Raw genomic sequence first — 22,742 nt, forward strand, 5'->3', positions numbered from 1 at the left:
CTTCAAATTGGCCCAACCAATCCCCCTTTTCTTTCTTCCCCGGTTCACAATTCCATTATTTCCGCTCACAAACTCATTGCCTGACCATAACATTTGGTTAACCATTCATTGTCATTAACCCTACAACACAACATTGGCAGGACCACTTTTACACAACCTGTGACGCAGAGTTGAGCGGAGACTCACCCGCAGCGCAGGCTGTCTGGTCCCCAGGAGACCTGCATGAGCCTCTGGCAACAAAACTACGACCCGGCCGGAAATATCTGGCTGTCGAGCCTGATCGCATCGCTTCCGATCCTGTTCTTCTTCTTTGCGCTGATTAAGCTCAAGCTGAAGGGCTACCTCGCCGCGACGTATACCGTTGCTATCGCTCTGATGGTGGCGCTGTTCTTCTATAAAATGCCGGTCGATCGCGCGCTGGCCTCCGTCGTCTATGGTTTCTTCTACGGCCTGTGGCCAATTGCGTGGATCATCATCGCGGCGGTGTTTGTCTATAAAATCTCGGTGAAAACCGGGCAGTTCGACATAATCCGCTCGTCGATTCTTTCCATCACGCCGGACCAGCGCCTGCAGATGCTGATTGTCGGCTTCTCCTTCGGGGCGTTTCTGGAAGGTGCGGCAGGCTTTGGCGCACCGGTGGCGATCACCGCCGCGCTGCTGGTCGGTCTGGGCTTTAACCCGCTCTATGCCGCCGGTCTGTGCCTGATTGTGAACACCGCGCCGGTTGCGTTTGGCGCGATGGGTATTCCGATTCTGGTGGCCGGACAGGTCACCGGGCTGGACAGCTTCGAGATCGGCCAGATGGTTGGCCGCCAGCTGCCCTTCCTGACCATTATCGTCCTGTTCTGGATCATGGCGATTATGGACGGCTGGCGCGGCGTGAAGGAGACCTGGCCTGCGGTGATGGTGGCGGGCGGTTCGTTCGCTATCGCTCAATACCTCAGCTCGAACTTCCTCGGCCCGGAGCTGCCGGACATCATCTCTTCGCTGGTGTCGCTGGTCTGTCTGACGCTGTTCCTGAAGCGCTGGCAGCCGGTGCGTATTTTCCGCTTCGCCGACATGGGCGCCTCGCAGGTTGATCAAACCCTGGCCCGTACGGGCTATACGGCAGGACAGGTGATCCGCGCCTGGTCGCCGTTCCTGTTCCTGACCGCAACGGTGACCCTGTGGAGCATTCCGCCGTTTAAAGCCCTGTTCGCCCCGGGCGGCGCGCTGTACGACATGGTGATTAACATCTCCGTACCGTTCCTCGACAAGATGGTCGCCCGTATGCCGCCGGTGGTGCACGCCGCTACGCCGTATGCCGCGGTCTATAAATTCGACTGGTTCTCCGCCACCGGTACCGCCATCCTGTTTGCCGCTATCCTTTCCGTGGTGTGGCTGCGCATGAAGCCTGCGGCCGCGGTGCAGACCTTTGCCGCGACCATTAAAGAGCTGATGCTGCCGATTTACTCCATCGGCATGGTGCTGGCGTTCGCGTTTATCTCGAACTACTCCGGCCTGTCATCAACGCTGGCGCTGGCGCTGGCCCATACCAGCCATGCCTTCACCTTCTTCTCGCCGTTCCTCGGATGGCTGGGGGTGTTCCTGACCGGTTCCGATACCTCGTCTAACGCCCTGTTTGCCGCGCTGCAGGCAACGGCAGCCCAGCAGATTGGCGTGTCGGACGTCCTGCTGGTGGCCGCGAATACCACCGGCGGCGTGACCGGGAAAATGATCTCTCCACAATCCATCGCCATTGCCTGTGCGGCGGTGGGACTGGTCGGTAAAGAGTCGGATCTGTTCCGCTTTACCGTGAAACACAGCCTGATATTCACCTGCATGGTCGGGGTGATCACCACCCTGCAGGCCTATGTCTTAACCTGGATGATCCCATGATAGTGATGCCCAGACGCCTGTCCGACGAGATTGCCTCTCGCGTGCGGGCGCTGATTGAAGAACAACAGCTTGAAGCGGGCATGAAGTTGCCCGCCGAACGCCAGCTCGCCGCCCAGCTTGGCGTGTCGCGCAATTCACTGCGCGAGGCGCTGGCGACGCTGGTCAGCGAAGGCGTGCTGGTGAGCCGTCGCGGCGGCGGCACTTTTGTGCGCTGGCAGCATGACGACTGGTCCGAGCAAAACATCGTGCAGCCCCTGAAAACGCTGATGGAGAACGACCCGGACTACAGCTTCGACATCCTTGAAGCGCGTCACGCCATCGAAACCAGTACCGCCTGGCACGCGGCCATGCGGGCAACCGACGCCGACAAAGAGAAACTCATCGCCTGCTTTGAGGCCACGCAAAGCAGCGACCCGGACATCGCCTCTCAGGCGGACGTCCGTTTTCACCTGGCGATTGCCGAGGCGTCGCACAACGTGGTGCTTCTGCAGACCATGCGCGGGTTCTTCGACCTGCTGCAATCCTCCGTTAAACAGAGCCGCCAGCGCATGTATCTGGTTCCGCCGGTGTTTGCCCAGCTGACCGAACAACACGAGGCGGTGCTCAACGCCATTCTGGCCGGTGATGCCGAGGCCGCACGCAAAGCGATGATGGCGCATCTCGGTTTCGTGCACACCACCATTAAACGATTCGATGAAGACCAGGCCCGACAGGCGCGTATTACCCGTCTGCCTGGCGACAGTGATATTTCCAGGGAGAACAAAGCATGATTATTTCAGCAGCCAGTGACTATCGCGCCGCGGCGCAGCGCATTTTGCCCCCGTTCCTGTTCCACTATATCGACGGCGGGGCGTATGCCGAATACACCCTGCGCCGCAACGTGGAAGATCTGTCGGAAGTGGCCCTGCGCCAGCGCGTGCTGAAGAATATGTCTGACCTGAGCCTTGAGACAAAGCTGTTCAACGAAACGCTCTCCATGCCCGTGGCGCTCGCGCCTGTAGGCTTATGCGGCATGTATGCCCGCCGTGGCGAAGTGCAGGCCGCCGCTGCGGCGGATGCCAAAGGCATTCCGTTTACCCTCTCCACCGTGTCCGTCTGCCCGATTGAAGAGGTCGCCCCGACCATCAAGCGCCCGATGTGGTTCCAGCTGTACGTGCTGCGCGATCGCGGCTTTATGCGCAACGCGCTCGAGCGCGCCAAAGCGGCGGGCTGCTCCACGCTGGTCTTTACCGTCGATATGCCGACTCCCGGCGCGCGCTATCGTGATGCCCACTCCGGCATGAGCGGCCCGAATGCTGCGCTCCGTCGTTACTGGCAGGCCGTGACCCACCCACAGTGGGCGTGGGATGTCGGCCTGAACGGTCGTCCGCACGATCTGGGCAATATCTCGGCATACCTCGGTAAACCGACCGGGCTGGAAGATTACATTGGCTGGCTGGCTAACAACTTCGATCCGTCGATCTCGTGGAAAGACCTGGAGTGGATCCGCGAGTTCTGGGACGGCCCGATGGTGATCAAAGGGATCCTCGATCCGGAAGATGCCCGCGACGCGGTACGCTTTGGCGCAGACGGGATTGTGGTCTCTAACCACGGCGGACGCCAGCTTGACGGTGTGCTCTCTTCCGCACGCGCCCTGCCGGCCATCGCCGATGCGGTGAAAGGCGATATTGCGATCCTGGCCGACAGCGGCATCCGCAACGGGCTGGACGTGGTGCGCATGATTGCGCTGGGCGCCGACAGCGTACTACTGGGGCGCGCGTATCTGTATGCGCTGGCGACGGCGGGCCAGGCAGGGGTGGCGAATCTGCTCAACCTGATCGAAAAAGAGATGAAGGTGGCGATGACGCTGACAGGTGCAAGAACGATTAGCGAAATCAGTAAGGATTCTCTGGTGCAGGAGTTAAGCAAATTACCGGCGGCGCTGGCTCCCCTGGCTCAGGGAAACGCGGCGTAAATTCTCCTCCGTTAATACACCTTTTTCTCGCGCCCGATTTTCCCCTCGGGCGCTTTTTTACGCCAAAAATAACATCCAGATAACATATTGGATAAGAAAATTTGACATCCCCCTGCCGTCCGCAATTGTATAGACAAGCAAATACAAGAACACAAAAACAACATCAGATCGGAGGGGAGCGTATGGCGTATTCAGGTAAGGTGAATATTCAGCAGGTGATCGATGAGAGTCCCTTTTCAGGGTTTCACTGGCTGCTCATTGTGCTGGGCTTTCTGGTTCTGGCGATCGATGGTTTTGATACGGCGGCGATGGGTTACATCGCGCCTACGCTGTCGGCAGAATGGGGGATACACAAACAGGATCTGGGGCCGGTGCTGAGCGCGGCGCTGCTGGGGCTATCGCTGGGCGCGCTGATTGCCGGTCCGGTATCGGACCGGATGGGGCGCAAGCGCGTGCTGGTCTTTTCGTGCCTGTTCTTCGGCCTTGCGAGCCTGGGGACGGCCTGGGCGCAAAGTCTGAATACCCTGACGCTTTGGCGCTTTCTGACGGGCCTGGGGCTCGGCGCCGCAATGCCTAACGCCATCACGCTGATCTCGGAGTTTGCCCCCCAGCGCTGTCGCGCCATGGCGATTAATACCATGTACTGCGGCTTCCCTCTGGGTGCGGCGGGCGGTGGCGCGATCTCTTCCTGGCTTATCCCCCACCACGGCTGGCGGAGCGTGCTGCTGACCGGCGCGATTGCTCCGCTGGTTTTAACGCTGCTGCTGGCGCTGTTTTTACCGGAGTCCGTGAAGTTTCTGGTGCAGCGCGGGAAAGACGTCATGCAGGTCCGCCGCATCGCCAGCCGGTTCGCCCGCAGCACGCTGGATAGCGTCACGGGCTTCTTCCTGGCGGAGGAGAAAGTCGCGTCTAAAAAAGGGAGCGTGTCGCAGCTCTTTTCCATGCCCTGGCTGCCCGGCACCCTGATGCTGTGGGTGACCTATTTTATGGGGCTGGTGATTTACTACGTCCTGCTTAGCTGGATGCCAACGCTGATGCAGGGGATGGGCTATGCTCTGGCGGAATCCGCCTGGCTCACCTCGCTGTTCACCTTCGGCGGCACCGCAGGCATTCTGCTCGCGGGCTGGATGATGGACCGCTGGGAAGCGCATAAAGTGGTCGCGTGTGGTTTCGTGCTGACAATGGGCCTTATTCTTTTACTGGGCATTGAGCATAACCATATCGCTCTGTTTGGCGGGCTGATTTTCCTGATGGGGATCGCGATGAACGGCGCGCAATCGGGCATGCAAACCCTGGCCGCCACCTTTTACCCTACCGAGTGCCGCGCGACGGGCATCGCCTGGATGCAGGGGATCGGCCGCTTTGGCGGCGTGGCGGGAACCATGACCAGCGCCCAGCTTCTCGCTATGCAGTGGCAGGCAGACAGTATTTTAATGATCCTCAGCGTGCCCGCTCTGGTGGCCGCTGCGGCAACCGTCTACAAAATGCTCTACAGCCGCTCGCAGGAACCCGGCGTCGCGTAGTTCCTCTCTTTTCTGCTATTCTGCCCCCGCAATTAAGGGGGCAGCATGCTTAACATCGTTTTATTCGAACCAGAAATTCCGCCAAATACCGGCAATATCATCCGCCTGTGTGCCAACACCGGTTTTCGTCTGCATATCATTGAGCCGATGGGCTTTACGTGGGACGACAAACGTCTGCGTCGCGCAGGGCTGGATTATCATGAATTTACCGCCGTCGTTCGCCATCACGATTACGCCGCGTTTCTGGAAGCAGAGAAGCCGCAGCGCATGTTCGCCCTGACCACCAAAGGCACGCCAGCGCATAGCGCCGTGAGCTATCAGGCAGGTGACTATCTGATGTTTGGCCCGGAAACCCGCGGCCTGCCGGCCACGATCCTGGATGCCCTGCCCGCTGAGCAGAAAATCCGTATTCCGATGATGCCGGACAGCCGCAGCATGAACCTGTCGAACGCGGTGTCGGTGGTGGTGTATGAAGCATGGCGCCAGCTGGGGTATCCGGGCGCCATATTAAGGTAGGCCCGGTAAGCGCAGCGCCACCGGGCAAAATCTCAGATGCCGTCACCATACTCGAACGTATGGTGAATGCCGTTGAAGTGCTGATCCATGTCCATGGACGGCTTATCGCTGTCTGGTTTACCGACGATGCGCGCCGGTACGCCAGCGGCGGTGGTATGCGGCGGCACGGGCTGGAGCACCACGGAGCCTGCGCCGATCTTCGCGCCGCGCCCGACTTCGATATTGCCGAGGATTTTGGCACCCGCGCCAATCATCACCCCTTCACGAATTTTTGGATGGCGATCGCCGCTGGTTTTACCGGTACCGCCCAGGGTAACCGACTGCAGGATCGAGACGTCATCTTCAATCACCGCCGTTTCCCCGACGACAATCCCGGTAGCGTGGTCGAGCATGATCCCGCGGCCAATCTTTGCCGCCGGGTGAATATCGACCTGGAACGTCACGGAAACCTGGTTTTGCAGGAAGATCGCCAGCGCGCGGCGGCCTTCATTCCACAGCCAGTGGCCGATGCGGTAAGCCTGCAGGGCGTGGAAGCCTTTCAGGTACAGCAGCGGTGTAGAATATTTATCGACCGCCGGGTCACGCGTGCGCACGGCCTGGATATCGCAGGCGGCAGAGGCGATCATTTCCGGGTCTGCGGCGTAAGCCTCTTCCACCACTTCACGAATGGCGATAGCTGGCATGATCGAGGAAGCCAGCTTGTTGGCGAGCATATAGCTCAGCGCGCTGCCGAGATTTTCGTGCTTGAGTAGCGTCGCGTGGTAAAAACTGGCCAGCATAGGCTCGCAGTCGGCCAGCGCCCGGGCTTCGGCTTTAATATTGTTCCAGACGATATCCAGTTCTTCACACGGCATTGCTTACTCCAGACGATAGTTAATGACCAGCCAGTTCTGCGCTGGCTGGGTCATTCAGGTGACAACGGTTCCGACTAGTTACTGCTGCGCTCGTCCTTGCGCGCACGACCTAATAAGGTCAATGCTGCCTCGCGCGCATTTTTTCCGCAATACAATACCTGATAAATTTCCTCGGTTATTGGCATTTCGACACCGAAACGGTGCGCCAACTCGCGGACTTCCCTGGTATTGCGGTAGCCTTCAACCACCTGACCAATCTTCTCCTGCGCGCCTTTAACATCGCTGCCCTGTCCGAGCATCATGCCAAAGCGGCGGTTACGAGACTGGTTGTCGGTACAGGTCAGCACCAGGTCGCCCAGGCCAGCCATCCCCATAAAGGTGGCCGGATCGGCACCCAGCGCTTCGCCCAGGCGGGACATTTCGGTCAGGCCGCGGGTGATCAGCGCCGTACGCGCATTGGCACCAAAACCAATGCCGTCTGACATCCCTGCCCCAATCGCAATCACGTTCTTCACCGCACCGCCCAGCTGCACGCCGATAAAATCGGGGTTGCTGTAGACGCGGAAGCTCTTGCCGCAGTGCAGCAGCTGTTGAAGATCGTCGGAGAAGGCCTGATCGGTGGAGGCCAGCGAAATCGCCGTCGGCAGGCCAGCGGCCAGCTCTTTGGCAAAGGTCGGGCCGGAGATGACCGCCAGCGGGATCTCATCACCCAGCGCTTCGCGGGCAACGTCCTGCAGCAGGCGTCCGGTTTCGGCTTCCAGTCCTTTTGTCGCCCAGACAATGCGCGCATCCGGGCGCATCAGCGGCTTAATCTGACGGAGCACGTCGCCAAATACATGGCTCGGAACCACAATCAGAATGTTGCGGCTGGCCGCCAGCGCGGTCGCAAGGTCGCTTTCAAGGTGCAGGGAGTCGGGGAACGGAACGTCCGGAAGAAACGCCACGTTACAACGGTCGCGTTGCAGCGTTGCGATATGTTTTGGATCGTGGCCCCAGAGAACCACTTCGTGACCATTTCTTGCCAGCGTGATGGCAAGAGCGGTGCCGTATGAGCCGGCACCGATCACAGTCATTGACGCATTAACAGTGCTCATCAGGCATCCTGATGTTGTTCAGCACCTTCGCCAGCTTGCTGCTGCAGATAGTTCATGAACAGCGCATCAAAGTTAACTGGCGCAAGGTTCAGTTGCGGGAATGTACCGCGAGAAACCAGGCTGGTGATGCATTCACGCGCATACGGGAACAGAATGTTCGGGCAGTACGCACCCAGGCAATGCGCCATCTGGTTGCCTTCGATACCGCCGATAGAGAAGATGCCGCCCTGCTGAACTTCACACAGGAATGCAGTTTCTTCGCCCAGAGACGCGGTAACGGTCACACGCAGCACGACTTCATACACGTCATCTGCCAGTTGGGTAGATGCGGTATCCAGATCAAGTTTAACCTCTGGCTGCCAATCTTTCTGGAAAACATGTGGCGCATTTGGCGCTTCGAAAGAGACGTCCTTGGTGTAGATACGCTGGATCTGGAAAGTCATTTCGGTGTTGTTTTGTTCTGACATGGAAATACCCTTTTTAATTGTCCTAAAGTCTCTTAGCTCAGCAGCGGATCGAGTCCACCACGGGCGTCGAGCGCATACAAGTCATCACAGCCGCCAATGTGCTGCGCATCAATAAAAATCTGCGGAACCGTCGTGCGACCACTACGTTTGATCATCTCTTCGCGTTTAATCGCGTCACCGTCGATCGGCAGTTCCTGGAACGTGACGCCTTTGCTGTTCAGCAGCGCTTTCGCACGATGACAGAACGGGCACGTCGCTTTGGTATAGATCTCAATATTGGCCATGACTGAACTCCTTATTTACCGCGTACCAAAGGAAGATTTTCCCCGCTCCAGCCGGAAATACCTTCTTTCAGCACCGTTACGTTTTCGAAGCCTGCTTTATGAAGCGCGCTGGCAGATTCCTGTGCCTGCATGCCGGTCGCATCGACAACGATAATCGGCTGGGCTTTGTGTTTCTCAAGCTCACCGACGTTGTTCGCTTTGATTTCAGCTGGCAGCAGGTTGATTGCGCCCGCAATGTGACCTTTGCGGAAATCGTCACGCTGACGCAGATCGACCACGACGGCATCTTCTTTGTTAATCAGACGCGTCGCTTCACCACGGGTGATAACCTTAATTTTAGACGTCAGGCTCTTAAATGTGGTGAACAGCACAGCAGCCAGCAGGCCAATCCACGCGATGCTCAGAACCGGATGGCGGCTAACGAATTGCATAATTTCTTGCATGGAGGGTAACTACTCCCGACTAAGTGATAAAAAAAACCAGGACAGGAGTATACCTGTGCGTTCTGGCAAATACAGCCAGCGACCATAACCTAATCCATTTTCTGCGGCATGCCACCTAAAAAAATGCCTCAAAATGGTCTGGTGAACATCTTGCCCCTGCGCTTTCTTTGATCTTCTGCGGCTATTTGATCGATTCAGCTGTAGTAAAATTACGCAAATTTTGACTCTTGAGCATGAGGTTGTCGCAATGTCGGTTTCTAAAAAACCTATGGTACTGGTGATTCTGGATGGCTATGGCTACCGTGAAGATAGCCAGGATAACGCTATTTTCAACGCCAAAACCCCGGTCATGGATGCCCTGTGGGCGAAACGTCCGCATACGCTGATTGACGCGTCTGGCCTGGAAGTGGGCCTGCCGGACCGCCAGATGGGCAACTCCGAAGTCGGTCACGTAAACCTGGGCGCCGGGCGTATTGTGTATCAGGATCTGACGCGTCTGGACGTTGAAATTAAAGAACGCACCTTCTTCTCCAACCCAACGCTGTCTGGCGCGGTCGATAAAGCCGTTGCCGCTGGCAAGGCCGTACACATCATGGGCCTGCTCTCTGCTGGCGGCGTTCACAGCCACGAAGATCACATCATGGCGATGGTTGAACTGGCCGCCGAGCGCGGTGCAGAAAAAATCTATCTGCACGCCTTCCTGGACGGTCGCGATACGCCACCACGTAGCGCAAAAGGCTCTCTGCAAGCCTTCGAAGAGAAATTCGCCGCGCTGGGTAAAGGCCGTGTAGCGTCCATCATTGGCCGTTACTACGCTATGGACCGCGACAACCGCTGGGATCGCGTTGAACAGGCCTATGACCTGATGACCCTGGCAAAAGGTGAATTCCAGTTTGCGACCGCCGTTGAGGCGCTGGAAGCGGCCTATGCGCGTGATGAAAACGACGAATTCGTGAAAGCGTCCGTGATTCGCGCTGAAGGCCAGGCTGATGCCGCCATGGAAGATGGTGATGCGCTGATCTTCATGAACTTCCGCGCTGACCGCGCCCGTGAAATCACCCGTGCGTTCGTCAACAGCGACTTCGACGGTTTTGCCCGTAAGAAAGTGGTAAACCTCGATTTCATCCAGCTGACCGAATACGCCGCCGATATCAAAGCGCCTTGCGCGTATCCGCCAGCATCTCTGGCAAATACCTTTGGCGAGTGGATGGCGAAGAACGACAAAACGCAGCTGCGTATTTCCGAAACTGAAAAATACGCGCACGTGACCTTCTTCTTTAACGGCGGCGTTGAAGAGCCGTTCAAAGGCGAAGACCGCATTCTGATCAACTCCCCTAAAGTGGCTACCTACGATCTGCAGCCAGAAATGAGCTCTGCAGAATTGACTGAAAAACTGGTTGCGGCCATCAAGAGCGGTAAGTACGACACCATCATCTGTAACTACCCGAACGGCGACATGGTGGGTCATACCGGGGTGATGGAAGCGGCAGTGAAAGCGGTTGAAGCGCTGGACCACTGCGTTGAGCAGGTAGCGAAAGCGGTTGAATCCGTTGGCGGCCAGCTGCTGATCACAGCTGACCACGGTAACGCTGAACAGATGCGCGACCCGGCGACCGGCCAGGCGCACACGGCCCATACCAACCTGCCTGTTCCGCTGATTTATGTGGGTGATAAATCACTGAAAGCAGTGGAAGGCGGCAAGCTTTCTGACATCGCGCCAACCATGCTGTCGCTGATGGGTATGCCGATCCCTGAAGAGATGACTGGTAAGCCGCTGTTCATCGTGGAATAATCGCTCCCCATGAGGGGAAAGGCGATTTTTTCAATCACATGGGTCGTGAAGCCGCTTAGGTTATCAGTCAGACCTCTGTTTTACGCCAGCGCACTCAGCGCTGGCGTATTGCTGTGCGCCGCATCCGCCCACGCGGATGACCGCGACCAGCTGAAATCCATTCAGGCCGATATCGCCGCCAAAGAGCGTGCGGTACGTCAGCAGCAGCAGCAGCGCTCCGCCCTGCTCGCCCAGCTCAAGCAGCAGGAAGAGGCGATCTCCGCCGCCACGCGTAAACTCCGTGAAACGCAAAACACCCTCGCCCAGTTGAATAAACAGATCGACGAGATGAACGCGTCGATTGCCAAACTCGAGCGCCAGCGTGACGCGCAGGAGCGCAATCTTGCCGCACAGCTTGATGCCGCATTCCGCCAGGGTGAACATACCGGACTCCAGCTGATCCTCAGCGGCGAAGAGAGCCAGCGCGGCCAGCGCCTGCAGGCCTACTTTGGCTATCTCAACCAGGCGCGTCAGGAGACGATCGCGCAGCTGAAGCAGACGCGCGAAGAGGTCTCCACGCAAAAAGCCGAGCTGGAAGAGAAACAGAGCCAGCAGCAAACTCTGCTCTACGATCAGCAGGCCCAGCAGGCGAAGCTTGAGCAGGCGCGCAACGAGCGTAAGAAAACCCTTTCCGGCCTTGAATCCTCCATTCAGGAAGGTCAGAGCCAGCTCAGCGAAATGCGCGCCAACGAATCAAAACTGCGTAACAGCATCGCCCGTGCGGAAGCGGCGGCGAAAGCGCGCGCCGAAAAAGAGGCTCGCGAGGCGCAGGCCGTTCGCGATAAGCAGCAGGAAGCATCCCGCAAAGGCACTACCTACAAGCCAAGCGAGAGCGAACGTTCCCTGATGTCGCGTACCGGCGGTTTGGGCTCTCCTCGCGGTCAGGCTTTCTGGCCCGTTCGCGGTTCAATTCTGCATCGCTATGGCGAACAGCTGCAGGGTGAGCTACGTTGGAAAGGGATAGTTATCGGTGCGTCTGAAGGTAGCGAAGTAAAAGCCATTGCCGATGGCCGCGTGATTCTGGCCGACTGGCTGCAGGGTTACGGACTGGTGGTGGTGGTCGAACACGGTAAAGGTGACATGAGCCTTTACGGCTACAACCAGAGCGCGCTGGTCAGCGTCGGCACGCAGGTGCGCGCAGGCCAACCCATCGCCCTTGTGGGCAGCAGTGGCGGCCAGGGCCGCCCGTCACTCTATTTCGAAATTCGTCGCCAGGGTCAGGCGGTCAATCCACAGCCGTGGTTGGGAAGATAAGTTTTGCTTCAATTTCGTCGAATGGTTTTCTCCGTCGTCAGCGCGCTGGCGCTGGCTGCACCAGTATACGCAGGTAAACTCGCTATCGTGATTGATGACTTCGGTTATCGTCCACACTATGAAAATCAGGTGCTGGCGATGCCGTCGGCCATTTCTGTCGCCGTCCTTCCAAATGCGCCCCACGCGCGTGAGATGGCGACCAAAGCCCATAACAGCGGTCATCAGGTGCTGATCCACCTGCCGATGGCCCCGCTCAGCAAGCAGCCGCTGGAAAAAGACACCCTGCGCCCGGACATGAGCAGCGAGGAGATCGAGCGCATCATCCGCGACGCCTACAACAAAGTGCCGTATGCCGTAGGGCTGAACAACCATATGGGCAGCGCGATGACATCAAGCCTGTACGGGATGCTCAAAGTGATGCAGGCGCTGGAGCGTTACAACCTCTACTTCCTCGACAGCATGACCATCGGCAACAGCCAGGCGATGCGTGCCGCTCAGGGAACCGGCGTAAAGGTGATTAAGCGCAAGGTGTTCCTGGATGATACCCAGAACGAAGCCGATATCCGCATGCAGTTTAATCGCGCGGTACAGCTGGCCCGCCGCAATGGCTCAGCCATCGCCATCGGTCACCCGCACCCGTCTACCGTTCGCGTCCTGCAGCAGATGCTGCCGACCTTGCCTGCCGATATCACGCTGGTGCGTCCGAGCGATCTGCTGAACGAGCCGCAGGTAGATACCTCTACACCAAATTCTGCGCAGCCCGTCCCGACAGCGCCGCGTAATCCGTTCCGCGGCGTGAAGCGCTGTGTACCGAAGCAACCGCTTGAACCGGTCTATGCGACCCGCTTCTTCTCCGTCATCGGAGACAGCATCAGTAACAGTACCCTGGTGAAATACGTCCAGCAGCAGTGGCAGGGATGGGGTAAGAAAGCCTGACGCTTATTTCGCAATCTGAGAGTCCGTCTGCTCGTTAGCAACGGACTCTTTTTTTTCCTGATGCTGATACCAGGATTTGAAATACTTCAAAAAGCTATAGGCTGTGGCATACAGTCCCGTCGCCACCCCCACTTTGCCCTTACGCCAGGCGCCGCTAAACAGATACCATTTGAAAAAAGCCCCGATGGCGCTGATTACGCCGCGCCCTATAGAGGGCCGTATTTTTTGATGTTGAACCAGGCGGGTTGTATAACAATTTAATTTGTTAAAAAGCTCATGCAGCGTGGGAAACGTATCATGTTTTACATAACCCGGAATACGTTCACAACGGAGAAAACCTTCGACCTGATCGTCTACCGGCCTGTTATTAAACCGGGACTGGTTACGGTTAAAAAGACGCACAGGATAATCAGGGGATGAAACTGGATAAATCGTCCGGACTTCTTCACCCAGAACAAACCAGTGGCGACATATTCGCCATGCCATTCCGGGGTCTGGCTCATCGCCTGCTTTTAACGTTAAAACGGCATTAACCGTTTCCTGGTCAAGAATTTCGTCGCTGTCGATGCACAGGACCCAGTCATTGCTGGCTAAGGATATGGCATGGTTCATCTGCTCGCCATGCCAGCCAAATTTTTTATAGACAGGTAGCAGTCCAAAACTTTCACAAATATATCGTGTTTTGTCCGTACTGCCAGAATCGACCACGACAATTTCATCCGCTATTTTCAAAAGAGGCGGAATAACATCGTGCAATAATCTTTCAGAATTAAACGTTAATAAGCAGACCGTTATTTTAAACATTTTCCCACTCTCAATAGCAGCCTAAATTAATATTATTAATACTATATAAATGAGTAGAGGCGATTAAAGTCCTGAATCACACTTTTCAAATAAGCACGCATGAAATTTTGTCTAATTCTCAAGAGCAATAAAATAGAAAAATCTATTTTATTTCAACAGATTCTTTATAATGCAGTCAGATGAAGGGTAGCACACGGATTCAGACATGCCGCACAAAAGTAAAATTCTCCTCCTGGATACGGGCAAAGAATGGGGGGGAGGCACCAACAGTATGCTTGAGCTCCTGAAGCGAATCAATCGCGATAAATTCGATATTACCTGTTGTTTTTACAGTGATTATAGTCGTGCTGAAGGTGAGACAATTGGCCAGGTGCTCAACGGCATCGGCATCCCGCTCATCGTGATCCCTCAACGTCCGCAGCCGGTCTGGGCCAAATTGTTGAAGGAAGCGGGACGTAGCCTGCTGTTTTTCTCACGCGGCGCCCGTAAGGCATTGACGCGTCACGTGGATATCATGTGGCGCATCAGGCCTAACGTCAGCAAAATCGAGACCCTTTTCACGCAGGGCGGTTTCGATACGCTCTATATGAATAACCAGCCGGGCTCAAACGAGGAAGGCTATCTGGCGGCGGCGAACCTGCAGGCGCGGTTGATCCAGCACTGCCGCATTGAGCCCGTTTTGACCCCGCCGCTGGTAAAGCTGGTTAATGCCCATGCCACAAAAATCATCGCCGTCTCGCACGGCGTTGAACGCGTGTTGCTTGAGCATGGCGTCCGGCCCGAACTGTGTACGATGGTCAATAATGCCATCGACATCCACCAGCCTTTACCTGACCGACGCGCGATGCGCCAGCGCCTGAACATTGATGACGACACGTTTGTGTTCGGCAGTATCGGGTCGTTAATCCCTCGCAAAGCCAACCACCACACGCTGGAGGCGCTGGCACAGTTCAGCCAGAAGCATCCCGAGGCGAAATGGAAAATGGTGCTGGTCGGCGAAGGTGCCGAACGCCGCGCTTTAGCGGAACAGGCCCGAGCGCTGGGAATTGAAAACCACGTCATCTTCACCGGTTTTCAGAATACCCCATTTGATTACCTCGCTACGTTTGACGCCTTTATTCTGGCCTCAAAAAGCGAAGGGCTGCCGCGCGTGGTGCTGGAAGCGATGCTTCTCAATATCCCCGTTATTGGCTCTCAGGTGACCGGCACGGCGGAATTGATTGACCATGATTCGACAGGGCTGCTCTTCCCCTGGAGCGATGTTTCACAGCTTGCACAGCATCTGGACAATATCTGGGCAGACGCGGATCTGCGGGCTCGACTGGCTGCGGCTGCATACCAGAACGTCTGTCATACCTATGCCATCGAAAACTATGTCAGCGGTGTCGAAGCCGTGCTTGGCGCGCACTAACCAAACGAGATAACTATGTTTAAATTTCTTAATGCTCGCTATCGTCATATCACCGGGCGACACAACATTCCTTACAGCTCTCTGCCCGTGACGGGCGCGCTTGCTGCGGTGGATTCTATTGTGATTCCGTGTACCGGCGCAGATTTCGTCGAAGAAGCATTACTCTCTGCCACCTTCGCGGAACGTTATGCCACCGGGGTGAGCGAAATCGTCATCGTCAGCGATCAGCCTGAATCCGCCTTTGGGGTACTGCCGCCGAAAACCCGCGTCGTGACGCTTAACCTTCCCGTACGTGAGGAAAGTTACCGCTATAAGCAGATCTACCTCAGCCGTCTGGTGAAGCTTAACGCCCCGCTGCAGGCTCGCGGTGAAGGGGTATTGATGATCGATTCCGATCTCAACTTGCTGAAAATGCCAGAGATCAACATGGCCGATATGCACATTTACTCCAGCTTCCGTCAGGGCAAAATGATTGCCAAGCTGGACGGTGCGCCAGCGGAGAAAGTGCCGGCGTATTACAAAGAGACGGTGCGCCCGTATCTGGTCGATCACGTTAACGGCGCGTTTCTTGCGGCAACCAAAAAAACCTGGCGCCGTATCTGCCCGCTGTGGCTGACGCTGTTCCAGGATACCTGGGAGCTGATGGATGATACGCAGCCGCCGACCGATCAGCTGCCGCTCGCCGCGCTGCTGGACATGCTGGATCTAAAAACGGTTAACCTGGGTGACTGGATGAACTGGCCGGTCTCGAAAAAAATTGGCGGTCAGGAAGCCGCTGTACCGAAAGAGGTGATTGGCGCGCACGGCGGTTTCCCTCTCTCCGAATGGCAGAAGTACCTTGAATCGCCGGATAACAAACTGCTGTTCAAAGGTCAGGACTACACCCGCAAGGTGCGCTACCTGACGGATGAAGAGAAAAAGAAGCAATAAAATAAGGGGCCTGAGGCCCCTTTTTGATTACTTATCCCAGCTCAGGATCACTTTTCCTGACTGGCCGGAACGCATCGCGTCGAAGCCCTGCTGGAACTCATCGATGGAGAAACGGTGAGTAATAATCGGGGACAGATCCAGACCGGACTGGATCAGCGCCGCCATCTTGTACCAGGTCTCGAACATCTCGCGGCCATAGATGCCCTTGATGAACAGTCCCTTGAAGATGACTTTGTTCCAGTCGATAGACATATCTGACGGCGGAATACCCAGCATCGCGATACGGCCACCGTGGTTCATGGTGTCGAGCATGGTGCGGAACGCCGGTGGCGCACCGGACATCTCCAGACCCACGTCAAAGCCTTCGGTCATGCCCAGCTCTTCCATCACGTCGGTCAGGCTCTCTTTCGAGACATCTACCGCACGGGTGACGCCCATTTTACGGGCCAGCGACAGACGGTATTCGTTCACGTCGGTGATCACAACGTTGCGCGCGCCCACGTGCTTGGCCACAGCAGCGGCCATAATGCCGATTGGGCCCGCGCCGGAGACCAGCACGTCTTCACCGACCAGGTCGAAGGAGAGCGCCGTGTGCACCGCGTTGCCGAACGGGTCGAAGATGGAGGCCAGGTCGTCAGAGATATTGTCCGGAATTTTGAACGCGTTAAACGCCGGGATCACCAGGTATTCCGCGAAGCAGCCCGGACGGTTTACGCCCACGCCAATGGTATTACGGCACAGGTGCGTACGCCCGCCGCGGCAGTTACGGCAGTGGCCGCAGGTAATATGGCCTTCACCGGAGACGCGGTCGCCAATTTGGAAGCCTTTCACTTCCTGGCCGATACCCACCACTTCGCCGACATATTCGTGACCGACAACCATCGGTACCGGAATGGTTTTCTGCGACCACTGGTCCCAGTTGTAGATGTGAACGTCAGTACCGCAGATGGCGGTTTTACGAATTTTGATCAGCAGATCGTTATGACCGACTTCCGGCTCCGGCACGTCGGTCATCCAAATCCCTTCTTCCGCTTTCAGTTTGGATAACGCTTTCATCACACGTCCTCAGGCAATTACGCCCAGCTGTTTGCCGATGCGGGTAAAGGCTTCCACCGCACGTTCAATTTGTTCAGGCGTATGCGCCGCAGACATCTGGGTGCGGATACGCGCCTGACCTTTTGGCACCACCGGGAAGAAGAACCCGGTGACGTAAATCCCTTCTTTCTGCAGTTCGCGGGCAAATTGCTGCGCGACGACCGCATCGCCCAGCATCACCGGAATGATCGCGTGGTCAGCACCGGCCAGGGTAAACCCTGCGGCGCTCATTTTTTCACGGAACAGGCGGGCGTTGGACCACAGGCGGTCGCGCAGCTCAGCGCCCGACTCCACCATCTCCAGTACCTTGATGGAGGCGGCAACAATGGCCGGCGCCAGGGAGTTGGAGAACAGGTACGGGCGAGAGCGCTGGCGCAGCCACTCGACCACCTCTTTACGCGCGGCGGTATAGCCGCCGGACGCGCCGCCGAGCGCTTTGCCCAGCGTACCGGTGATGATATCCACGCGGCCCATCACGTCACAGTATTCGTGGGAACCGCGGCCATTTTCGCCGACAAAACCGACCGCGTGAGAGTCATCTACCATCACCAGCGCGTCGTATTTATCCGCCAGGTCGCACACGCCCTTCAGGTTGGCGATCACGCCGTCCATAGAGAACACGCCGTCGGTGGCGATCAGCACGTGGCGAGCACCCGCTTCACGCGCCTCTTTCAGGCGCGCTTCCAGCTCGACCATGTCGTTGTTGGCGTAGCGGAAACGCTTCGCTTTACACAGGCGTACGCCGTCGATGATGGAGGCGTGGTTCAGGGCGTCGGAGATAATCGCATCTTCTGCGCCAAGCAGGGTCTCAAACAGACCGCCGTTGGCGTCGAAGCAGGAGGAGTACAGAATCGCGTCTTCCATTCCGAGGAAGCTCGCCAGCTTTTGCTCAAGCTGCTTGTGGCTGTCCTGCGTACCGCAGATAAAGCGTACGGAGGCCATGCCGAAACCGTGGGTGTCCATGCCGTTTTTTGCAGCGGCAATCAGCTCAGGGTGATTCGCAAGACCTAAGTAGTTGTTCGCACAAAAGTTGATCACATGGCTGCCGTCGGCAACGGTGATGTCCGCCTGCTGGGCAGACGTGATAATACGCTCTTCCTTGAACAACCCTTCCGCACGTGCGGTGTCGAGGTCGCTGTTTAACTGTTTGTAAAAATCACCACGCATTGCAATTCTCCAGACTCGGCAAATTTCGGGACATATTACCCAAACCTATAGTTCATGACGAGATGACACGTCATCTCTTGTCGTTTTTGCAGCATAAATCACGCGTACCCCTGCGCTGTGAAGGTGAATGGCTGAAGGGCAGCCATACTAATGATATGATAGAGACATTAGCGTCCGGGATTGTCCCCGGGCTCCACACTTCAAAGGTTACAGTTATGATCATCGTTACCGGCGGCGCGGGCTTTATCGGCAGCAATATTGTTAAGGCTCTCAATGACAAAGGCATCACCGACATCCTGGTGGTTGACAACCTGAAAGACGGCACCAAGTTCGTCAACCTGGTGGATCTGAACATCGCTGACTACATGGATAAAGAAGACTTCCTTATCCAGATTATGGCAGGCGAAGAGTTCGGCGAGATCGAAGCCATCTTCCACGAAGGTGCGTGTTCTTCCACCACCGAGTGGGACGGCAAGTACATGATGGACAATAACTATCAGTACTCCAAAGAGATCCTGCACTACTGCCTGGAGCGTGAAATTCCGTTCCTGTATGCCTCCTCCGCGGCAACCTACGGCGGCCGCACCTCGGACTTTATCGAATCCCGCGAGTATGAACAGCCGCTGAACGTCTACGGTTACTCCAAATTCCTGTTCGACGAGTACGTACGTCAGGTGCTGCCAGAAGCGAACTCGCAGATCGTCGGCTTCCGTTACTTCAACGTCTACGGACCGCGCGAAGGTCACAAAGGCAGCATGGCGAGCGTGGCGTTCCACCTGAACACCCAGCTGAATAACGGCGAAAGCCCGAAACTGTTCGAAGGCAGCGACGGCTTTAAGCGCGACTTCGTTTACGTGGGCGACGTTGCCGCAGTGAACCTGTGGTTCTGGGAAAACGGCGTATCCGGCATCTTCAACCTGGGTACCGGCCGCGCGGAGTCCTTCCAGGCGGTGGCTGACGCAACGCTGGCGTATCACAAAAAAGGCAGCATCGAGTACATTCCGTTCCCTGACAAGCTGAAAGGCCGTTATCAGGCGTTCACCCAGGCTGACCTGACCAACCTGCGCGCCGCAGGCTACGACAAGCCGTTCAAGACCGTTGCCGAAGGCGTAACGGAATATATGGCCTGGCTGAACCGCGACGCATAAGTATGAAGATTCTGGTGATCGGCCCGTCATGGGTGGGCGACATGATGATGTCGCAAAGTCTCTATCGCACGCTCAAGGCGCGTTATCCCCAGGCGATAATCGACGTGATGGCACCCGCGTGGTGCCGTCCGCTGTTGTCGCGTATGCCGGAAGTGAACGAGGCGATCCCGATGCCGCTTGGCCACGGGGCGCTGGAAATCGGCGAACGCCGGAAGCTCGGTCATAGCCTGCGCGAGAAGCGCTACGATCGGGCGTATGTCCTGCCAAACTCCTTTAAATCCGCCCTTGTGCCTTTCTTTGCAGGCATCCCACATCGCACCGGCTGGCGCGGTGAAATGCGCTACGGCCTGCTGAACGACGCGCGAGTGCTGGATAAAGAGGCCTGGCCGCTGATGGTGGAGCGCTATGTGGCGCTGGCCTACGACAAAGGCGTGATGCGCAGTGCGAAAGACCTGCCGCAGCCGCTGCTGTGGCCACAGCTTCAGGTTAACGACGGTGAAAAATCCCAGACCTGTAACGCGTTTGGTCTATCGTCTGAACGCCCGATGATTGGCTTCTGCCCCGGCGCCGAGTTCGGCCCGGCAAAACGCTGGCCGCACTACCACTATGCGGAGCTGGCGAAACAGCTGATTGACGAAGGCTACCAGATTGTCCTGTTCGGTTCGGCAAAGGACCACGAGGCAGGCAACGAAATTCTCGCGACGCTCAGTAATGAACAGCAGGCCTGGTGCCGCAACCTGGCGGGAGAAACGCAGCTTGAACAGGCGGTTATTCTGATTGCCGCCTGTGAGGCCGTGGTCAGCAACGATTCGGGCCTGATGCACGTCGCCGCCGCGCTCAACCGCCCGCTGGTGGCGCTGTATGGCCCAAGTAGCCCGGACTTCACGCCCCCGCTTTCTCATAAAGCGCGCGTCATCCGCCTGATCACCGGCTATCACAAAGTACGCAAGGGCGATGCCGCAGAAGGCTACCATCAGAGCCTGATCGACATTACGCCAGAGCGCGTTCTCGAAGAGCTTAACGAACTGTTGTTGAGCGAAGAAGGATAACGAATGCGGGTACTGATCGTTAAAACTTCTTCGATGGGCGATGTTCTGCATACGCTCCCGTCACTGACGGACGCGATGCGGGCCATTCCCGACATTCGTTTTGACTGGGTGGTGGAAGAAGGCTTCGCGCAGATCCCCACCTGGCATGAAGCGGTTGACCGCGTGATCCCGGTGGCGATCCGCCGCTGGCGCAAAGCGTGGTTCTCCGCGCCGATTAAAGCCGAACGCAAAGCCTTCCGTGAGGCGGTGCGGGCACAGCATTACGACGCCATCATCGACGCCCAGGGGCTGGTGAAAAGCGCCGCGCTGGTGACGCGTCTGGCACACGGCGTAAAGCACGGCATGGACTGGCACACCGCCCGCGAACCGCTGGCGAGCCTGTTCTATAACCGTCGCCACCACATCGCAAAGCAACAGCATGCCGTCGAACGTACCCGCGAGCTGTTTGCAAAAAGCCTGGGCTATGCGAAACCGGAAACCCAGGGCGACTACGCCATTGCGCAGCACTTTTTGCGTAATACAGATCCCTGTGCTCAGCCTTATCTTGTCTTCCTGCATGCCACAACGCGCGACGATAAACACTGGCCGGAAACGCACTGGCGAAGCCTGATTGAACTAATGCAACCTACCGGCATCCATATTAAACTGCCCTGGGGCGCTGAACATGAGCGGCAGCGTGCAGAGCGTCTGGCAGCAGGTTTTTCACACGTCGAGGTATTGCCGAAACTCACGCTGGCGCAGGTTGCCGCGCAGCTGGCGGGAGCGAATGCTGTTGTTTCCGTTGATACAGGTTTAAGCCATTTAACCGCGGCGCTGGATCGTCCGAATATTACGATTTTTGGTCCGACCGATCCCGGATTGATCGGGGGTTACGGTAAAAACCAGCATCAGATGGTCAGCCCGACCCAGCAAACGAAGGATATCAGCGCAGATGCTATTTTTTCATTTTTACAGGGCAGCCGTTGGCTTTCCAACAGGGATATCTAACGCATGAGTTACGTATTTCTGCTGATTTTACTCTTTCCGGTGAAGCTTATCCGGAAGCTGTTCCGCAAAGAGACAGGTAAAAACCTGGTCATTCAGACAGCAAAAATCGGCGATTTTGTTAATGCAACGCCCCTTCTGGCATACCTGCAAAAAAGCGACGTGCTCATCAGTCGTAGCGTGGGTGCGCTGGCGAAGCATGATGAGACGATCGATGAGATTTTTTTTATCGAGCAGCATAAGCGTAACCTGTGGCGAAAGCTGGTCTTTGCCTGCCGGATCATGAACCGCTATGACAATGTCTATCTCCTGCAACCCAATAGCGTGAACCTCTTTTTCGCCTCCGTGTGTAACGCTAAAAACAAACAGTTTTTAAGCACTTACACGCGCAGATGGTACCACGGTATTTTCTATGCAACGGCAGACGGTACTGTTGAACACGGTAAGAAGACTCTTTCAGTCACGAACTATCTCAAACTGGCCGATCGCACCTTAACCTGGCAAGACTCGCCAAAGCACGCCACAAAGCCACTTTTCAAACCTGCGACCTATCCGGCAATCCTCGATAAACCCGGCGTGATCCGCATTGGTATCAGCGTAGCCGCCGGGAATAAAGCGAAAACCGTTCCGCCGGTCATCTGGAAGCAAATTGCCGATCGTCTCGCCGACCTGCCCTGCGAATTTTATGTGTTTGGCGCCCCGAATGAACAATCGTGGATGGATGATATCACCCGCGCTTACGGTGAACTGCCCAACTTTATTAATCTGATTGGCAAAATCTCGCTTGAAGAGCTGCCGTGGGCCATTTCTAAAATGGATTGCTATATCGCGTCTGACTCGGGGAATGTCTACATTGCCGATGCGGTCGGCGTGCCGGTAATCTTACTGTTCGGGCCTTGTTGCCACTATGAACAGCGTCCGCTGGGCAACGTATTGCTGATTGGTAATGATGACAACATTTGCTCATATGTTTTTGAAACACGATATTACTTCTCACAGAGCCGGGAAGAACTCTTCGCTGTAACAGACGAAGCGCTACGTGAACTCAAACACTTCATTTGCGAGTTACCCACAATTAATACAGACGCATACTCCTTTGGTGCTCAGGGAAACTAATTAT

22 protein-coding genes are annotated in these 22,742 nt (G+C 56.5%); 14 read left to right on the forward strand and 8 right to left on the reverse strand.

Features of this window, described 5'->3' with window-relative positions; all coding sequences use genetic code 11:
- Window positions 1-222: 222 nt before the first annotated feature.
- From lldP to trmL, 5 genes are all read left to right on the forward strand, one after another.
- Window positions 223-1,878, forward strand: a complete 1,656-nt coding sequence (gene lldP, locus QMN93_RS14485) for an L-lactate permease (protein WP_032650757.1) — start codon at window positions 223-225, stop codon at window positions 1,876-1,878.
- Window positions 1,875-2,648 carry a transcriptional regulator LldR gene (lldR, locus tag QMN93_RS14490; RefSeq protein ID WP_023294814.1) on the forward strand — a complete coding sequence of 258 codons (774 nt, stop codon included), beginning with the start codon at window positions 1,875-1,877 and terminating at the stop codon, window positions 2,646-2,648. The genes lldP and lldR overlap by 4 nt, the downstream gene beginning before the upstream one ends.
- Window positions 2,645-3,832 carry a quinone-dependent L-lactate dehydrogenase gene (gene lldD / locus QMN93_RS14495; protein ID WP_029740822.1) on the forward strand — a complete coding sequence of 396 codons (1,188 nt, stop codon included), beginning with the start codon at window positions 2,645-2,647 and terminating at the stop codon, window positions 3,830-3,832. The genes lldR and lldD overlap by 4 nt, the downstream gene beginning before the upstream one ends.
- Before the next feature lie 182 nt (window positions 3,833-4,014).
- A complete protein-coding gene (locus QMN93_RS14500; RefSeq protein WP_064673802.1) occupies window positions 4,015-5,355 on the forward strand; it encodes an aromatic acid/H+ symport family MFS transporter in 1,341 nt (446 codons plus the stop codon).
- A 45-nt stretch (window positions 5,356-5,400) separates the two neighbouring features.
- Window positions 5,401-5,871 (forward strand): tRNA (uridine(34)/cytosine(34)/5-carboxymethylaminomethyluridine(34)-2'-O)-methyltransferase TrmL, encoded by a 471-nt coding sequence (gene trmL / locus QMN93_RS14505; RefSeq protein WP_032643735.1) that lies wholly within the window; start codon window positions 5,401-5,403, stop codon window positions 5,869-5,871.
- A 32-nt stretch (window positions 5,872-5,903) separates the two neighbouring features.
- Here trmL and cysE read toward each other — a convergent pair whose 3' ends face one another.
- From cysE to QMN93_RS14530, 5 genes are all read right to left on the reverse strand, one after another.
- Complete coding sequence (gene cysE, locus QMN93_RS14510; RefSeq protein ID WP_008502718.1) at window positions 5,904-6,725, reverse strand: serine O-acetyltransferase; 822 nt, start codon at window positions 6,723-6,725, stop codon at window positions 5,904-5,906.
- A gap of 74 nt (window positions 6,726-6,799) precedes the next feature.
- Window positions 6,800-7,819 (reverse strand): NAD(P)H-dependent glycerol-3-phosphate dehydrogenase, encoded by a 1,020-nt coding sequence (gene gpsA, locus QMN93_RS14515; RefSeq protein ID WP_033147029.1) that lies wholly within the window; start codon window positions 7,817-7,819, stop codon window positions 6,800-6,802.
- On the reverse strand, window positions 7,819-8,286 hold the full coding sequence (gene secB / locus QMN93_RS14520) for a protein-export chaperone SecB (protein WP_003860835.1): 468 nt from the start codon (window positions 8,284-8,286) through the stop codon (window positions 7,819-7,821). The genes gpsA and secB overlap by 1 nt, the downstream gene beginning before the upstream one ends.
- Before the next feature lie 32 nt (window positions 8,287-8,318).
- Window positions 8,319-8,570: a glutaredoxin 3 gene (gene grxC / locus QMN93_RS14525; protein ID WP_023309914.1), complete on the reverse strand. Its 252-nt coding sequence runs from the start codon at window positions 8,568-8,570 to the stop codon at window positions 8,319-8,321.
- Window positions 8,571-8,581: 11 nt separating this feature from the next.
- Window positions 8,582-9,013, reverse strand: coding sequence for a rhodanese-like domain-containing protein (locus tag QMN93_RS14530; protein ID WP_023309913.1), 432 nt, complete (start codon window positions 9,011-9,013; stop codon window positions 8,582-8,584).
- Between the two features lie 247 nt (window positions 9,014-9,260).
- Here QMN93_RS14530 and gpmM point away from each other — a divergent pair, with 247 nt between their 5' ends.
- From gpmM to QMN93_RS14545, 3 genes are read left to right on the forward strand one after another with little or no spacing between them, the layout of a single operon-like run.
- On the forward strand, window positions 9,261-10,805 hold the full coding sequence (gene gpmM, locus QMN93_RS14535; protein ID WP_048975591.1) for a 2,3-bisphosphoglycerate-independent phosphoglycerate mutase: 1,545 nt from the start codon (window positions 9,261-9,263) through the stop codon (window positions 10,803-10,805).
- Window positions 10,806-10,838: 33 nt separating this feature from the next.
- Window positions 10,839-12,098: a murein hydrolase activator EnvC gene (gene envC / locus QMN93_RS14540; RefSeq protein WP_229231479.1), complete on the forward strand. Its 1,260-nt coding sequence runs from the start codon at window positions 10,839-10,841 to the stop codon at window positions 12,096-12,098.
- A 3-nt stretch (window positions 12,099-12,101) separates the two neighbouring features.
- Window positions 12,102-13,034: a divergent polysaccharide deacetylase family protein gene (locus tag QMN93_RS14545; protein WP_047059721.1), complete on the forward strand. Its 933-nt coding sequence runs from the start codon at window positions 12,102-12,104 to the stop codon at window positions 13,032-13,034.
- A 3-nt stretch (window positions 13,035-13,037) separates the two neighbouring features.
- On the opposite strand, the gene QMN93_RS14550 is transcribed toward QMN93_RS14545, so the two are convergent.
- Window positions 13,038-13,838 carry a glycosyltransferase family 2 protein gene (locus QMN93_RS14550; RefSeq protein ID WP_048975596.1) on the reverse strand — a complete coding sequence of 267 codons (801 nt, stop codon included), beginning with the start codon at window positions 13,836-13,838 and terminating at the stop codon, window positions 13,038-13,040.
- A 205-nt stretch (window positions 13,839-14,043) separates the two neighbouring features.
- Here QMN93_RS14550 and QMN93_RS14555 point away from each other — a divergent pair, with 205 nt between their 5' ends.
- Both QMN93_RS14555 and QMN93_RS14560 read left to right on the forward strand, forming a co-directional pair.
- Window positions 14,044-15,249 (forward strand): glycosyltransferase, encoded by a 1,206-nt coding sequence (locus QMN93_RS14555; protein ID WP_167819028.1) that lies wholly within the window; start codon window positions 14,044-14,046, stop codon window positions 15,247-15,249.
- A gap of 15 nt (window positions 15,250-15,264) precedes the next feature.
- Complete coding sequence (locus QMN93_RS14560; protein ID WP_182382823.1) at window positions 15,265-16,179, forward strand: hypothetical protein; 915 nt, start codon at window positions 15,265-15,267, stop codon at window positions 16,177-16,179.
- A gap of 27 nt (window positions 16,180-16,206) precedes the next feature.
- Here QMN93_RS14560 and tdh read toward each other — a convergent pair whose 3' ends face one another.
- Together tdh and kbl are read right to left on the reverse strand one after the other, a co-directional pair.
- Window positions 16,207-17,235, reverse strand: coding sequence for an L-threonine 3-dehydrogenase (gene tdh, locus QMN93_RS14565; RefSeq protein WP_023309906.1), 1,029 nt, complete (start codon window positions 17,233-17,235; stop codon window positions 16,207-16,209).
- Between the two features lie 9 nt (window positions 17,236-17,244).
- Entirely contained in the window at window positions 17,245-18,441 is a 1,197-nt protein-coding gene (kbl, locus tag QMN93_RS14570) for a glycine C-acetyltransferase (protein WP_024906617.1), read from the reverse strand.
- 215 nt (window positions 18,442-18,656) lie between these two features.
- Between kbl and rfaD the strand changes: the two genes are divergently transcribed.
- Genes rfaD through QMN93_RS14590 form a run of 4 tightly spaced genes read left to right on the forward strand, consistent with a single transcriptional unit; the run spans window position 18,657 to window position 22,738 of the window.
- On the forward strand, window positions 18,657-19,589 hold the full coding sequence (gene rfaD / locus QMN93_RS14575; protein WP_008502707.1) for an ADP-glyceromanno-heptose 6-epimerase: 933 nt from the start codon (window positions 18,657-18,659) through the stop codon (window positions 19,587-19,589).
- A gap of 2 nt (window positions 19,590-19,591) precedes the next feature.
- A complete protein-coding gene (gene rfaF, locus QMN93_RS14580; RefSeq protein WP_058841861.1) occupies window positions 19,592-20,638 on the forward strand; it encodes an ADP-heptose--LPS heptosyltransferase RfaF in 1,047 nt (348 codons plus the stop codon).
- Between the two features lie 3 nt (window positions 20,639-20,641).
- Window positions 20,642-21,625 (forward strand): lipopolysaccharide heptosyltransferase RfaC, encoded by a 984-nt coding sequence (gene rfaC, locus QMN93_RS14585; RefSeq protein ID WP_193138768.1) that lies wholly within the window; start codon window positions 20,642-20,644, stop codon window positions 21,623-21,625.
- A gap of 3 nt (window positions 21,626-21,628) precedes the next feature.
- A complete protein-coding gene (locus QMN93_RS14590) occupies window positions 21,629-22,738 on the forward strand; it encodes a glycosyltransferase family 9 protein (protein ID WP_182382826.1) in 1,110 nt (369 codons plus the stop codon).
- Window positions 22,739-22,742 lie beyond the last annotated feature (4 nt).

Source organism: Enterobacter sp. R-1.6.2 (assembly GCF_035064085.1).
In the GTDB taxonomy this organism is placed as follows: Bacteria; Pseudomonadota; Gammaproteobacteria; order Enterobacterales; family Enterobacteriaceae; genus Enterobacter; species Enterobacter asburiae_B.